Raw genomic sequence first — 14088 nt, 5'->3', positions numbered from 1 at the left:
GGGGTGAGGCCGCGCGCGCCGGCGCGGCCCGCGTCGCATCAGGCGGGCTGCTTGGCCTGCGCCGGTTGGGCCGCGAAATCGGCCGGAAAGTGCTTGAGCGCCGACAGCACGGGGTAGGGCGTCATGCCGCCCATCGCGCACAGCGAGCCGGCAAGCATCGTGTCGCAGAGGTCGCGCAGCAGCTCGGTCTGCTGCTCGTGCTTCTCGGGCGTATCGGCGGCCTTGAGGCGGTCGATGACCTCGACGCCGCGCGTCGAGCCGATGCGGCAGGGCGTGCACTTGCCGCAGCTCTCGGCCACGCAGAATTCCATCGCGTAGCGCGCGAGCCGGCTCATGTCGGCGCGGTCGTCATGCACGACGATGCCGCCGTGGCCGACGACGGCGCCGACCGCCGCGTACTGCTCGTAGTCGAGCGGGATGTCCCACTGCGACTCGGGCAGATAGGCGCCGAGCGGGCCGCCCACCTGCACCGCCTTGATCGGCCGGCCGCTCGCGCTGCCGCCGCCGAAGTCGAACATCAGTTCGCGCAACGTGATGCCGAAGGCCTTCTCGATCAGCCCGCCGTGCCGGATGTTGCCCGCCAGCTGGAAGGGCAGCGTGCCGTGCGAGCGGCCCATGCCGTAGTCGCGGTAGAACTGCGCGCCCTTCGCCAGGATGATCGGCACCGAGGCGAGGCTGATGACGTTGTTGATGACGGTCGGCTGGCCGAACAGGCCCACGAGCGCCGGGATCGGCGGCTTGGCGCGCACCACGCCGCGCTTGCCCTCGATGCTTTCGAGCATCGCGGTTTCCTCGCCGCACACATAGGCGCCGGCGGCCTTGCGGGTTTCGAGCCGGAAGGCGCGGCCCGAGCCGGCGACGTTCTCGCCGAGCCAGCCGCATTCCTCGGCGCGGCGGATCGCCTCGTCCATGGTGGCGAGCGCGTGCGGGTACTCGGAGCGGATGTAGATGTAGCCGCGCGTCGCGCCCACCGCGAGGCCGGCGATCGCCACGCCCTCGATGAGCATGAAGGGGTCGCCCTCCATCGTCATGCGGTCGCTGAAGGTGCCGGAATCGCCCTCGTCGGCATTGCAGACGACGTACTTCTGGTCGGCCTGGGCCTTGAGCACGGTGTTCCACTTGATGCCGGCCGGGAAGGCCGCGCCGCCCCGACCGCGCAGACCGGAGTCGGTCACTTCCTTCACGATTTCTTCGGGCGTGAGGGTGATGGCGCGGCGCAGGCCGGCCATGCCGCCGTGGGCTTCGTAATCGGCGATCGACAGCGGATCGGTGATGCCCATGCGCGCGAAGGTCAGGCGTTCCTGCTTCGCCAGATACGGGATCTGCTCGGTGAGGCCGTGGCCGAGCGCATGCGCGCCGCCCTTGAGGAAGCCGGCGTCGAACAGCGACGGCACGTCGAGCGCGTCGACCGGGCCGTAGGCCACGCGGCCCTCGGCGGTTAGCACCTCGACAAGGGTTTCAAGCCAGAACAGCCCGCGCGAGCCGTTGCGCACGATGCGCACTTCAAGGCCGCGCTTGTGGGCCTCGTCGGCGATGGCCTTGGCGACCGCGTCGGCGCCGACGGCGAGCGCGGCGGAATCGCGCGGCACGTACACGACGGGCGCGGCGAGGGGATCGTGGTGATGGATGCTCATGACGGCTCCTGGAATTCGGTGCGGATGCGGCGGCGGGCGTGGGCGGCGCCGGCGGCGATTGCCGCGTGCCGGCCCGGCGTCACTGCGCGCCGTCGCCGAGCGCGGCGACGAGGCGGTCGAACTTCTCGGGCGTCATGCGCGCATGCGGCTGGCCGTCGATGGCGATCGCCGGCGACATCGCGCACAGGCCGAGGCAGTACACCGGCTCCAGCGACCAGCGGCCGTCGGCCGACTTGTCGTGGTGCTTGCAGCCGAGCTTGTGCTCGACATGCGCTTCGAGCGCGTCGGAGCCCATCGCCTGGCAGGACTCGGCGCGGCACACCTCGATCTGGTGCAGGCCCGGCGGCGTCTGGCGGAAGTGGTGATAGAAGGTGACGACCCCATGCACCTCGGCCCGCGAAAGGTTGAAGGTGTCGGCCAGCAGCGGCACGACTTCCGGCGGGACGTGGCCGATGGCGGCCTGGACGGCATGGAGGGCGGGCATCAGGCCGCCGGGGGTGTCGGCATGCGTCGCGATGAGCGCGCGCAGTGCGTCGAGGTCGAGCTTCATGGCAATGGCTCCCGGGCGCCCGCGCATTTGCTGCGGAGCGTCATGTGTTGCCGGCTTCATATTGGCCGGTGTCTCCGGGCCGGACTGTAGTCAGCGCCTGCCGTGGTCGCAATAAGCGGATGTGAGCGCATTTATAGGCTGTCGAAAGCATATGATGCGGGCCATGTTCAAGATTCTCATCCGCCCGCGCTGGACGATCCGGCGCACCGACGGCACCGAGCTGCCGCAACGCCTGATCGAGCTGCTCGGCGCCGTGCACGAGCGCGGCAGCCTGCTCGCCGGCTGCGAGGCGATCGGCCTCAGCTACCGCCACGCCTGGGGCCTGCTGCGCGAGGCCGAGGCCGGCCTCGGCGCGCCGCTCGTGCTCATGGAGCGCGGCAAGGGCTCGACGCTCACCGCGCTGGGCGAGCGGCTGGTCTGGGCCGATCGCCGCATCGACGCGCGGCTGTCGCCGGCGCTCGACATGCTCGGCTCCGAAATCGAGGTCGAGCTGCGGCGCACGCTGTCGGCCCAGCCGTCGGGGCTGCGCATCCATGCGAGCCACGGTTTCGCGATGGAGGTGCTGCATGCGCAGGCGACCGCCGCCGACATCGCGGTCGAGCTCAAGTACTGCTCGGCCGAGGAGGCGCTGGGCGCGCTGCGCAACGGGCATTGCGAGCTGGCGGGCATGCATCTGCCGATCGGCGAGCAGGAGGCGGCGGCGCGGCGGCATTACGGCTCGGCGCTCGGCGGCGAGCGCCAGCGGCTCGTGCATGTGGCGACGCGGCGCCAGGGGCTGATGGTGGCGCCCGGCAATCCGCGCAAGATCTACGAGCTGGCCGACCTCGCGCGCAACGGCGTGCGCTTCGTCAACCGCCAGCCCGGCTCGGGCACGCGGCTGCTGCTCGACCTGCTGCTCAAGCAGGCGAAGGTGCAGGCGCGGCGCATCGACGGCTACCAGCAGAGCGAATTCACGCATGCGGCCGTCGCGGCCTATGTGGCGAGCGGCATGGCCGACGCGGCCTTCGGCGTCGAGACGCCGGCGCGGCGCTTCGGGCTCGACTTCATCCCGCTGCACAACGAGCGCTACTTTCTTCTTTGCGATGCCGCAACGCTGGAGTCACCGGCCGTTGTCAGGGTGCTGGATGTGCTGCGCAGTCCGGCTTTCCGCGTGGCGACCGACGCGCTCGCGGGTTATGACGCCGAGGGCGCGGGCGAGGTGTCGGCGGCGGCGGAGGCATGGCTTGCGCCGGCAATGCGGCGCGGCAAGGCTGGTTGATGGCCGACGCGGTCACCGCTCGGTCCTGGCCCGACACCGCGCAAGGGAAGCCAGGCAAACCGCCATCACGCATCAATACGGTGGCGTCTGGATGCATTGCACAATAGCGTTCTGTCTCTAACCCGGATTCGGATTCACAACAGGAGAACTCGCATGACGATCAGCAAACTGGGCGTGATTGGCGCCGGCACCATGGGCAACGGCATCGCGCAGGTGACGGCGCTTGCCGGCATCGACGTGGTGCTCGTCGACATCTCCGACGAGGCCGTCGCGCGCGGCATCAAGACGCTGTCGGGCAGCCTCGACAAGCTCGTCAAGAAGGAAAAGCTCACCGCCGAGGCCGCCGCCGCCGCCGTCGCGCGCATCAAGGGCACGACGAGCTATGCCGACCTCGCGGGCGTGGACATGGTGGTCGAGGCCGCGACCGAGAACGAAGGCCTCAAGGTCAAGATCCTCAAGATGATCGAGGATGCCGTCGGCCCCGAGACCGTCATCGCCACCAACACCTCGTCGATCTCGATCACCAAGCTGGCCGCCACGCTCGCCAAGCCCGAGCGCTTCATCGGCGTGCACTTCTTCAACCCGGTGCCGCTGATGGCGCTGGTCGAGCTGATCCGCGGCCTGCAAACCACCGACGCGACCTTCGCCGTGGCCGAGGCCTATGCCAAGGCCGTCGGCAAGACGCCGATCTCGGTCAAGAACCACCCCGGCTTCGTCGTCAACCGCATCCTCTGCCCGATGATCAACGAGGCGATCTTCGTGCTGAGCGAGGGCCTGGCGAGCGCCGAGGAAATCGACACCGGCATGAAGCTCGGCTGCGGCCAGCCGATGGGCCCGCTGGCGCTGGCCGACCTGATCGGCCTCGACACCCTGCTGGCGATCATGGAGGTCTTCTACAACGGCCTGAACGATCCCAAGTACCGCCCGGCGCCGCTGCTCAAGGAAATGGTCGCGGCCGGCTATCTGGGCCGCAAGACGGGCAAGGGCTTCTACAGCTACGCCTGATGCCCCGGACTGATGGCCGCTCGTGATGCGCAAGCGTCCGTCGGTCCGGATGGCTGTCTTTTCTAGGAAGTCCATCTAGTTCTTCATCGTCTTTCCCCTGATCGTCTGCAGGTTTTTCTTAGTAACAAACCGCAGATATCAGGGAAAAAATGAAGCAACAGACCGCCTTGCGGTGGCTCGCCGGCCTCGGGCTGGCAGTCGCCTCCTCGCTAGCCAGCGCCGGGCAATGCCCGGCCAAGCCCGCGGCTGGCAGTGTCATCAACGATCCGCCCATGATCTACGCCAGCAACGGCGTGGTCGGCGGCAAGCTCGCCGCCTGGTTCGACGGCGATCCGTCGGGCGGCAACATCACCGGCCGCTACTGCCTGCTGCACACCGACGTGTACGGGCGCACGCGCGAGGCGCCGGTCATCCGGCTCAAGCCGGGCGAGCGCATCGGCTTCACGGCCGAGAACCACATGCCGTCCACGCCCATCACGGCGGCCCACGCCTGGAACCCGGCGCTCGGCACGCCCTGCACGCCTGAGGCGGTGATGCGCAGCTTCGCGTTCAACCTGCACATGCACGGCACCAGCGCCATGCCCGGCTGCGGCTCCGACGAGGTGATCACCACCGTCGTCCAGCCCGGCGGCAGCTGGACCTACGACATGCGCTTCCCGTCCAACAGCCCGCCGGGCATGGACTGGTACCACCCGCACATCCACACGCTCGCGCAGGACCAGATGCTCGGCGGCATGACCGGCGCGGTCATCGTGGACAACCCCGCGCAGCTGCCCAACGTCGTGCGCAACCTGCGCGAGCGCGTGCTCATCATCCGCGATCAGGACCGCGCCCCCGCGCCCTCGGGCGTGAGCTACATCGAGCGCCCCGACGTGCTGGCCGACCGCGCCCTGCCGCGCACCCAGCGCTCGATCTTCAACGCGCTCAACCAGCCCGCGACCGACGCCGAACTCGACAAGCTGCTCGCCGGCGGCACGCTGCTCGTCACGCAGGACGGCGGCAAGTCGGTGCGGCCGGCCGTCGTGCCGCCGTGGAAGGACCTGTCGGTCAACTGGGTGTCGCCGCGCTTCCAGCCGACGGCGGCCGGCGTGGCCGGCTATGCCGCGCCGGGCGTCATCAAGATGGAAGGCCGGCGCGAGTTCTGGCGCGTGGCCAATGCCTCGGCCGACAGCTATGTGCGCTTGCAGGTGCGCTACTCGGGCACGCCCAAGACCTTCTGGGTCGCGTCGATGGACGGCGTGCCGCTCGCGGGCGCGGGCGGCAGCTATCTGTTCGACCCGCTCAATCCGCTCGGCGTGCTGCTTGGTCTGGGTGAATCGCCGGACAAGCTGCTGCCGCGCACCGAGCTGCTGCTGCCGCCGGGCGGCCGCGCCGAGTTCGTGATCGACGCGCCGCTCATCGGCCAGACCGCCGAAGTCGTGAGCCTCGCCTACGAGACCGCCGCCGACTCCAACCCGCAGCGCACGCTCGCCTGGGTGCAGGCGCCGAGCCTGCTGAGCCTGCTCACCACCAGCCTCACCTTCGGCACCACGCTCGGCCAGAGCCGCACGCGCTTCGTCGATACGGCGTCGCTCGTACCGGCGGCGAAGAGCCATCACGCGCTCTACTTCTCGCAGAACGATGACGCGGGCGAGTTCTACATCACCGAGGACGCCAGCACCGATCCCGATCCGGGTCCGGAAAAGGCCTTCGGCATGCGTGACGGTCCGTCGATCGTGGTGCCGCCGGGCGCCGTGCAGCAATGGCGCATCGAGAACCGCGCGACCGAGGCGCATGTGTTCCACATCCACCAGATCCGCTTCCGCGTGCTCGCGCGCCTGCCCGTGGCCGACGCCCAGACCCAGGAAATGGACCGCATGGCGCTGCGCGACACGATCGAGCTGCCCGCGTGGAGCGGCTCCGGCCCCTATCCGGCGGTGACGCTGCGCATGTACTTCAACGAGTCGGACATCCGCGGCAACTTCGTCTACCACTGCCACATCCTCGAACACGAGGACAACGGGATGATGGCCATCCTGCGCGTCGGCTCGCCCGTCACGGTGGCGAGCGCGAAGGTGAGGGCGGCGCAGCAACTGGCGGAAGCCGGCCGGCGGGTTGATCCGCTGGGCCTGGGCTATCGCAGCGGCAAGGTCGCGTTCACGCGCGGGCGGTGGCTTGCCGCCAACAGCCTGCGGGATGAGGCCGCCGAGCGGCTGGAGAACTCGGGCGGGCTGTGGAATGCGATCCGCGATCGGGACGGGCGGGTGCTCGATCCGGCGCAATGCCGGACGACGCGCAGGGGCGAGAAGTCGGCGCTGCTGCGCGGGGCGTCGGTCGTGCAGTGATGGTTTAGAGAGGCGCAGGTGCCCGTGCGGGCGCCTGCCGTTCCTCGGCCCATTTGAGATACCGGCCGTTTCCGCGAGTTAGCCGGGGGCGCCAGCCATGAAAAAGCCGCCGGCCCGTGAGGGCTCGGCGGCTTTTTCATTTCAGTCCACAGCGGCAGACGCCGCCGCGACTGGGCTGCTTACGCAACCACCTTGCCGATCGCATCCACCACATAGCCGAGGTTCTTGCTGTTCAGCGCCGCGACGCAGATCCGGCCGCTGCTCACCGCGTAGATGCCGAACTCTTCCTTCAGGCGCTCGACCTGCGCCGCGCTCAGGCCGGTGTACGAGAACATGCCGCGCTGGCGCGTCACGAAGGCGAACTTCTCGCCCAGACCTTCGGCCAGGCCCGCGCGCATCGTCTTGATGCGGTCGCGCATGCCGGCGAGTTCGTCTTCCCACAGCTTGCGCAGTTCGGGCGTGTTGAGCACCGAGGCGACGACCGTGCCGCCGTGGGTCGGCGGGTTGGAGTAGTTGGTGCGGATCACGCGCTTGAGCTGGCTCAGCACGCGGGCCGATTCGTCCTTGCTGCCGTCCACCACGGTCAGCGCGCCGACGCGCTCGCCGTACAGCGAGAACGACTTCGAGAACGAGCTGCTGACGAGGAAGCTGATGCCGGCGTCGGCGAACAGGCGCACCGCCACGGCGTCGGCGTCGATGCCGTCACCGAAGCCCTGGTAGGCGATGTCGAGGAAGGCGATGAGGTTGCGTTCCTTGACCACTTCGACCACCTGCTTCCAGTCGTCGGCCGTGAGATCGACGCCGGTCGGGTTGTGGCAGCAGGCGTGCAGCACGACGATGGTCTGCGGCGCGGCGGCCTTCAGGTCGGCCAGCATGCCGGCGACGTTGGCGCCGTCGGTCGGCGAGACGTAGTAGGCATAGGTGCCGACTTCGAAGCCGGCCGACTCGAACAGCGCGCGGTGGTTTTCCCAGCTCGGGTTCGAGATGAGCACCTTGCTGGCCGGGAAGTAGCGCTTGAGGAAGTCGGCGCCGATCTTGAGGGCGCCCGTGCCGCCGAGGGCCTGGGCGGTGACGAGGCGGCCTTCGGTCACGATCGGCGATTCGGCGCCGAACAGCAGCTTGCCGACGGCGGCGTCATAGGCGGCGATGCCTTCGATCGGCAGATAGCCGCGGGCGGCGGCCTGCTCGAAGCGCAGCTTCTCGGCTTCGCGCACGGCGGCCAGCAGCGGAATCTTGCCCGCATCGTCGTAGTACACGCCGACACCGAGGTTGACCTTGGTATCGCGCTTGTCGGCGGCAAACGCCTCGTTGAGGCCCAGGATCGGGTCGCGCGGGGCGAGGTCGATGGCAGCGAACAAGGATGCGGACATGGCTTGGTTTCTCCGTAAGAGCAGGGGCAGGTTCGGCGTTCGTGGCGCCGCGCGGGCTCGTGCGGCCTCGCGGTCTGGAGCAGGGCCGACGGATGGCCGCTGCAATGAGGTGTGACCGCCCCGGGGCGGTTCGTACAATGGTCGATTGGTCTGGCCCCGCAGGGCCGGGCGCGAAGTTTAGCGCAGGGTGTCGGGCGGGCTTGCGGCCCGCGCCGACATCCGGCGGAGATACCGACGATGAGCAAGCCCTCCGAAGCCGATGCCGGCCTCGATGAATCGAAGTTCATTTCGTTTGAAGGTTCGCCCTTCAGGCTCTACCAGCCCTATCCGCCGGCGGGCGACCAGCCCACGGCCATCGCCGGCCTGGTCGAGAACGTCGAGAGCGGCGAGGTGTTCCAGACCCTGCTGGGCGTGACTGGCTCGGGCAAGACCTACACGATGGCCAACACCATCGCGCGGCTCGGGCGGCCGGCCATCGTGTTCGCGCCCAACAAGACGCTCGCGGCCCAGCTCTACAGCGAGTTCCGCGAGTTCTTCCCGCGCAACGCGGTCGAGTACTTCGTCAGCTACTACGACTACTACCAGCCCGAGGCCTACGTCCCGCAGCGCGACCTCTACATCGAGAAGGACAGCTCGATCAACGAGCACATCGAGCAGATGCGGCTGTCGGCGACCAAGAGCCTGCTCGAGCGGCGTGACGTGGTGATCGTGGCGACCGTGTCGGCCATCTACGGCATCGGCAACCCGGGCGACTATCACCAGATGGTGCTGAGCCTGCGCGTGAACGACCGCATCGGTCAGCGCAACGTGATCCAGCGCCTGATCGGCATGCAGTACAAGCGCAACGAGGCGGAATTTGCGCGCGGAACCTTCCGCGTGCGCGGCGACACGATCGACGTCTTCCCAGCCGAGCATGCCGAGCTGGCGGTGCGCATCGAGCTGTTCGATGACGAAATCGACTCGCTCCAGCTGTTCGACCCGCTCACCGGCCAGGTGCGGCAGAAAATCCCGCGCTTCACGATCTATCCGTCGTCGCACTACGTGACGCCGCGCGCGACCGTGCTGCGCGCGATCGAGACGATCAAGGCCGAACTCAAGGAACGGCTGGAGCAGTTCTACGCCGACGGCAAGCTCGTCGAGGCGCAGCGCATCGAGCAGCGCACCCGCTTCGACATCGAGATGCTCACCGAGATCGGCCATTGCAAGGGCATCGAGAACTACACGCGCCATCTGAGCGGCGCCGCGCCCGGTGAGCCGCCCGCGACGCTGGTGGATTACCTGCCGTCCGACGCGCTCATGTTCCTCGACGAGTCGCATGTGCTGATCGGCCAGCTCAACGGCATGTACAACGGCGACCGCGCGCGCAAGCAGACGCTGGTCGATTACGGCTTTCGCCTGCCGAGCGCGCTCGACAACCGGCCGCTCAAGTTCCCCGAGTTCGAGAAGAAGATGCGCCAGGTCGTGTTCGTGTCGGCCACGCCGGGCGATTACGAGAAGAACAGCGGCGGCAGCATCGTCGAGCAGGTCGTGCGGCCGACCGGGCTGCTCGATCCGGTCATCCATGTGCGGCCCGCGTCCACCCAGGTGGACGACCTGCTCGGCGAGATCCGCGAGCGCGTCGGTGCCGGCGACCGGGTGCTCGTCACCACGCTTACCAAGCGCATGGCCGAGCAGCTCACCGAATACCTGAGCGAGCACGACGTGAAGGTGCGCTACCTCCACTCCGACATCGACACGGTCGAGCGGGTGGAAATCATCCGCGACCTGCGGCTCGGCACTTTCGACGTGCTGGTCGGCATCAACCTGCTGCGCGAGGGGCTGGACATTCCGGAGGTGTCGCTCGTCGCAATCCTCGATGCGGACAAGGAAGGCTTCCTGCGAGCCGAGCGCTCGCTGGTGCAGACCATCGGCCGCGCGGCGCGCAACCTCAACGGAACGGCCATCCTCTATGCCGACGTGATGACCGAATCGATGAAGCGCGCGATCGGCGAGACCGAGCGCCGCCGCGCCAAGCAGATCGCGCACAACGAGGCGATGGGCATCACTCCGCGCAGCGTGCGCAAGGAAGTGCGCGAACTCATCGACGGCGTGTACGACCACGACGCCTCGCCCGGACGTGGCAAGTCGAAGGAAAAGCCGCGATATGAAGAACTTCCCGAGCGCGATCTGTCGAAGGAAATCAAGCGGCTCGAAAAGCTGATGATCGAGCACGCCCGCAATCTCGAATTCGAAAAGGCCGCGCGATATCGGGATCAGCTCGCGGCTCTGAAAGAGCAGGTGTTCGGTGCCAGTGGCGCACAGGGCGCAAGGGCGTGAAGTTTTCAAGCGCATTTCTCACGCCTGATTCGGCAGAAGGATTTCTGTTCATGATGCGCAATCGCACCATTTTGGTGCCTACAAAGTCATTTGAAATCAATGACTTGTATTGATTCCTGCGCGATCTGAGAACAAAGCCTCACAAAAAGTGCTTAATCTTTGGGCATCGCGCCGCTACAATCCGCCGCTCTTCCCTAATTTGGTTAGCGCAGGGTCAGTCAAGCCCTGAAAGTCGAGTCATGACCAAGGTTCTTTTCGTTTGCATGGGCAACATCTGCCGTTCCCCCACGGCAGAAGGCATCTTCCGGGCGATGATTCAGGAGGCCAATCTTGAGCATCTCGTGAGAATCGATTCGGCCGGCACCCACGCCTATCACGTCGGTGAAGCGCCCGATCCGCGTGCCCAGGCTGCTGCTCGCAAGCATTCGGTCGACCTGTCGATGCTGCGCGCGCGCCAGATCACGAAGGAGGACTTCCGAGATTTCGATCTCATCCTTGCGATGGACTGGGAAAATCTCGCGGCGCTTCAGCATGTCGCTCCCAAGCAGTACGCACACAAGCTCATGCTCATGATGCGTTTTGCCACCGACAACGAAGAGGCGACTGTCCCCGATCCCTACTACGGCGGGGCTGACGGCTTCGAGCGCGTCATCTCCTACGTATCCGACGCCTGCCACGGGCTTGTCGATGTCGTGCGCAAGCGCGCGCTCCAGTACGCCGCCTGAGCCTTATCCCCGGGAGATTCCCTCGGGTATCTCCGGTCCTTGATCCAGATTGCCGTCCGCATTCACAAAGCCCGCCATGTTGCGGGCTTTGTGCTTCATGGCTCCCCCGTTTGCTGTCTTCAACGGGTTTGACCGGGCGCTTCCCCTTCCTTATACTTGAGCAAACAAGTCGGGTTAAGTTTGTTTTCCCGACCGGTGCGACGCAGCGGCGATGGTCCACCCATCGTCAGTCGCGCGATTCCCAGCGGACATACACATGAGACTGACTACCAAAGGCCGTTTTGCCGTCACCGCCATGATCGACCTCGGCCTGCGCCATGAAGGCGGCCCGGTGACGCTGGCGGCGATCTCTTCGCGCCAGAACATCTCGCTGTCCTACCTGGAGCAGCTGTTCGGCAAGCTGCGCCGGCACGAGATCGTCGAATCGACGCGCGGCCCGGGTGGCGGCTACAGCCTCGGTCGGCAGATGAAGGACATCACCGTGGCGGACATCATCTACGCGGTGGACGAGCCGCTGGATGCCACCGGCTGCGGCGGTCGCGAGCATTGCGGCTCGGGCGGCCAGCCTGACGGCAACCGCTGCATGACGCACGAGCTGTGGTCGACGCTCAACGCCAAGATGGTCGAGTACCTCGACTCGGTTTCGCTCGGCGACCTTGTCGAACAGCAGCGCGCCCGCATGATCCAGGAAGGCGGCAGCCTGACCGTCATCCAGGGCAAGCCGGTGATGAGCGCCGGCAGCCAGACCGCGACGGCCTGACCCGCAATCCCACAAACACAAGCACATCACCATGAGCAGCCTCCACCTTCCGATCTACATGGACTACTCGGCGACCACGCCGGTCGATCCGCGTGTGGTCGAACGCATGATTCCCTACCTGTCCGAAGACTGGGGCAATCCGGCGTCGCGCAGCCACGCCTACGGCTGGCGCGCGGAGGAGGCGGTCGAGAAAGCGCGTGCCGACGTGGGCGCGCTGATCGGTGCCGATCCGCGCGAGATCGTCTGGACCTCGGGCGCGACTGAGTCGAACAACCTCGCCATCAAGGGCGCGGCCGAGTTCTACAAGGACAAGGGCAAGCACATCATCACCGTGCAGACCGAGCACAAGGCGGTGCTCGACACCTGCCGCGAGCTTGAGCGCAAGGGTTTCGAAGTCACCTATCTGCCGGTGGAAGAGAACGGCCTGCTCGACCTGAACAAGCTCGTCGCCGCGATGCGCAAGGACACGATCCTGGTGTCGGTCATGCTCGTGAACAACGAGATCGGCGTGATCCAGGACATCGCCACGATCGGCGAGCTGTGTCGCGAGCGCGGCATCGTCTTCCACACCGACGCGGCGCAGGCGACCGGCAAGGTCGAGATCGATCTAGGCAAGCTCAAGGTCGATCTGGCCACCTTCACCGCGCACAAGACCTACGGCCCGAAGGGCATCGGCGCGCTGTACGTGCGCCGCAAGCCGCGCGTGCGCATCGAGGCGCAGATGCATGGCGGTGGCCATGAGCGCGGCATGCGCTCGGGCACGCTCGCGACGCACCAGATCGTCGGCATGGGCGAAGCCTTCCGCCTCGCCCGCGAGGAAATGGGCAGCGAGATGGAGCGCGTGCGCGGCCTGCGCGACCGCCTGCTCGCCGGCCTCGTCACGCTGGAGGAGGTGTACGTCAACGGCGACCTCTCGCACCGCGTGCCGCACAACCTCAATGCGAGCTTCAACTTCGTCGAGGGCGAGTCGCTGATCATGGCGCTCAAGGATCTGGCGGTGTCGTCGGGTTCGGCCTGCACTTCGGCCAGCCTCGAGCCGTCCTATGTGCTGCGCGCCCTCGGCCGCAGCGACGAGCTGGCGCACAGCTCGATCCGATTCACGATCGGTCGCTTCACCAAGGTGGAAGAGATCGATCACGCCGTCGCGCTGGTGCGCGAGAAGGTCGCCAAGCTGCGCGAACTCTCGCCGCTGTGGGAGATGCACAAGGAAGGCATCGACCTCAGCACCATCCAGTGGGCAGCGCACTAAGCAGGAGAACCAACATGGCATACAGCGACAAGGTTGTTGAGCACTACGAAAACCCGCGCAACGTCGGCACCTTCGACAAGGCCGACGACTCGGTCGGCACCGGCATGGTGGGCGCGCCCGCCTGCGGCGACGTGATGCGCCTGCAGATCAAGGTGAACGAGTCCGGCGTGATCGAGGACGCCAAGTTCAAGACCTACGGCTGCGGCTCGGCCATCGCTTCCAGCTCGCTTGTGACCGAGTGGGTCAAGGGCAAGACGCTGGACGAGGCGCTGTCGATCAAGAACACGCAGATCGCCGAGGAGCTGGCGCTGCCGCCGGTGAAGATCCACTGCTCGATCCTCGCCGAGGATGCGATCAAGGCCGCCGTCGCCGACTACAAGCAGCGCCACGGCGCCAGCCAGACCGAAGCCGCCATCTGCACGCCCGCCAACTGAAAGAGCCGCCATGGAAGACAGCGTCTGCCATCCCGACATCGATGCCCAGGCCGCCGCGCAGGCGAGCTTCGAGGCCAGCGCCGCCAAGGTCGACGAGATCGTCGCGAGCGCCAAGGGCGTGACGCTCACCGAGCGCGCCGCCGCCCACGTCACGCGCTATCTGGCGCGGCGCGGCAAGGGGCTGGGTCTGCGCTTCGGCGTGCGCACGACGGGCTGCTCGGGCATGGCCTACATGCTCGAATACGTCGATGAGCCGAGGCCGGAAGACGTCAGCTATGAGAGCCATGGCGTGAAGGTATTCGTCGATCCGAAGAGCCTGGTGTATATCGACGGCACCGAACTCGACTTCGTGCGCGAAGGCCTCAACGAAGGGTTCAAGTTCCAGAACCCGAACATGCGCGACGAATGCGGCTGCGGTGAGTCCTTCCGCGTCTGATCGCGCCTGACGGCGCGCCCGGCGCCG

At 67.1% G+C, this 14088-nt stretch carries 12 protein-coding genes; 9 read left to right on the top strand and 3 right to left on the bottom strand.

The genetic code is table 11. From position 1 onward, the window contains the following. Positions 1 to 38: 38 nt before the first annotated feature. Both H566_RS0120630 and H566_RS0120625 read right to left on the bottom strand, forming a co-directional pair. Entirely contained in the window at positions 39 to 1634 is a 1596-nt protein-coding gene (locus tag H566_RS0120630; RefSeq protein WP_034412323.1) for a formate dehydrogenase beta subunit, read from the bottom strand. 79 nt (positions 1635 to 1713) lie between these two features. Continuing rightward, positions 1714 to 2184 carry a formate dehydrogenase subunit gamma gene (locus tag H566_RS0120625; RefSeq protein WP_028312924.1) on the bottom strand — a complete coding sequence of 157 codons (471 nt, stop codon included), beginning with the start codon at positions 2182 to 2184 and terminating at the stop codon, positions 1714 to 1716. 163 nt (positions 2185 to 2347) lie between these two features. Here H566_RS0120625 and H566_RS0120620 point away from each other — a divergent pair, with 163 nt between their 5' ends. From H566_RS0120620 to H566_RS0120610, 3 genes are all read left to right on the top strand, one after another. Further along, positions 2348 to 3442 (top strand): substrate-binding domain-containing protein, encoded by a 1095-nt coding sequence (locus H566_RS0120620; protein ID WP_028312923.1) that lies wholly within the window; start codon positions 2348 to 2350, stop codon positions 3440 to 3442. 153 nt (positions 3443 to 3595) lie between these two features. Beyond that, positions 3596 to 4447, top strand: coding sequence for a 3-hydroxybutyryl-CoA dehydrogenase (locus H566_RS0120615; RefSeq protein WP_028312922.1), 852 nt, complete (start codon positions 3596 to 3598; stop codon positions 4445 to 4447). Between the two features lie 272 nt (positions 4448 to 4719). After that, positions 4720 to 6771, top strand: coding sequence for a multicopper oxidase family protein (locus H566_RS0120610; RefSeq protein ID WP_028312921.1), 2052 nt, complete (start codon positions 4720 to 4722; stop codon positions 6769 to 6771). Positions 6772 to 6950: 179 nt separating this feature from the next. On the opposite strand, the gene H566_RS0120605 is transcribed toward H566_RS0120610, so the two are convergent. Further along, entirely contained in the window at positions 6951 to 8141 is a 1191-nt protein-coding gene (locus H566_RS0120605) for an amino acid aminotransferase (RefSeq protein WP_028312920.1), read from the bottom strand. A 237-nt stretch (positions 8142 to 8378) separates the two neighbouring features. On the opposite strand from H566_RS0120605, the gene uvrB reads away from it, so the two are divergent. The 6 genes from uvrB (at position 8379) to iscA (ending at position 14061) form a co-directional block, all read left to right on the top strand. After that, positions 8379 to 10457, top strand: a complete 2079-nt coding sequence (gene uvrB, locus H566_RS0120600) for an excinuclease ABC subunit UvrB (protein ID WP_028312919.1) — start codon at positions 8379 to 8381, stop codon at positions 10455 to 10457. Between the two features lie 239 nt (positions 10458 to 10696). Beyond that, positions 10697 to 11182 carry a low molecular weight protein-tyrosine-phosphatase gene (locus H566_RS0120595; protein WP_028312918.1) on the top strand — a complete coding sequence of 162 codons (486 nt, stop codon included), beginning with the start codon at positions 10697 to 10699 and terminating at the stop codon, positions 11180 to 11182. A gap of 256 nt (positions 11183 to 11438) precedes the next feature. After that, positions 11439 to 11942, top strand: a complete 504-nt coding sequence (locus H566_RS0120590; protein ID WP_028312917.1) for a Fe-S cluster assembly transcription factor — start codon at positions 11439 to 11441, stop codon at positions 11940 to 11942. Between the two features lie 31 nt (positions 11943 to 11973). Further along, complete coding sequence (locus H566_RS0120585) at positions 11974 to 13191, top strand: IscS subfamily cysteine desulfurase (protein WP_034412317.1); 1218 nt, start codon at positions 11974 to 11976, stop codon at positions 13189 to 13191. A 14-nt stretch (positions 13192 to 13205) separates the two neighbouring features. Next, entirely contained in the window at positions 13206 to 13625 is a 420-nt protein-coding gene (gene iscU, locus H566_RS0120580; RefSeq protein ID WP_028312915.1) for a Fe-S cluster assembly scaffold IscU, read from the top strand. Between the two features lie 118 nt (positions 13626 to 13743). Beyond that, positions 13744 to 14061 carry an iron-sulfur cluster assembly protein IscA gene (iscA, locus tag H566_RS0120575; protein ID WP_028312914.1) on the top strand — a complete coding sequence of 106 codons (318 nt, stop codon included), beginning with the start codon at positions 13744 to 13746 and terminating at the stop codon, positions 14059 to 14061. The last annotated feature ends 27 nt before the right edge of the window (positions 14062 to 14088 follow it).

The sequence above is a fragment of the Derxia gummosa DSM 723 genome (genome assembly GCF_000482785.1).
Lineage (GTDB): Bacteria > Pseudomonadota > Gammaproteobacteria > Burkholderiales > Burkholderiaceae_E > Derxia > Derxia gummosa.
This window is presented reverse-complemented; position numbering and strand designations above follow the sequence as displayed.

Excerpts from the sequence above, each read along its gene's own strand:
- H566_RS0120590 (WP_028312917.1), top strand. The coding sequence starts at position 11,439 with ATGAGACTGACTACCAAAGGCCGTTTTGCCGTCACCGCCATGATCGAC.
- iscU (WP_028312915.1), top strand. The coding sequence starts at position 13,206 with ATGGCATACAGCGACAAGGTTGTTGAGCACTACGAAAACCCGCGCAAC.
- H566_RS0120610 (WP_028312921.1), top strand. The coding sequence starts at position 4,720 with ATGATCTACGCCAGCAACGGCGTGGTCGGCGGCAAGCTCGCCGCCTGG.
- H566_RS0120630 (WP_034412323.1), bottom strand. The coding sequence starts at position 1,634 with ATGAGCATCCATCACCACGATCCCCTCGCCGCGCCCGTCGTGTACGTG.
- H566_RS0120620 (WP_028312923.1), top strand. The coding sequence starts at position 2,348 with ATGTTCAAGATTCTCATCCGCCCGCGCTGGACGATCCGGCGCACCGAC.
- H566_RS0120615 (WP_028312922.1), top strand. The coding sequence starts at position 3,596 with ATGACGATCAGCAAACTGGGCGTGATTGGCGCCGGCACCATGGGCAAC.
- H566_RS0120585 (WP_034412317.1), top strand. The coding sequence starts at position 11,974 with ATGAGCAGCCTCCACCTTCCGATCTACATGGACTACTCGGCGACCACG.
- H566_RS0120595 (WP_028312918.1), top strand. The coding sequence starts at position 10,697 with ATGACCAAGGTTCTTTTCGTTTGCATGGGCAACATCTGCCGTTCCCCC.
- H566_RS0120625 (WP_028312924.1), bottom strand. The coding sequence starts at position 2,184 with ATGAAGCTCGACCTCGACGCACTGCGCGCGCTCATCGCGACGCATGCC.
- H566_RS0120605 (WP_028312920.1), bottom strand. The coding sequence starts at position 8,141 with ATGTCCGCATCCTTGTTCGCTGCCATCGACCTCGCCCCGCGCGACCCG.
- uvrB (WP_028312919.1), top strand. The coding sequence starts at position 8,379 with ATGAGCAAGCCCTCCGAAGCCGATGCCGGCCTCGATGAATCGAAGTTC.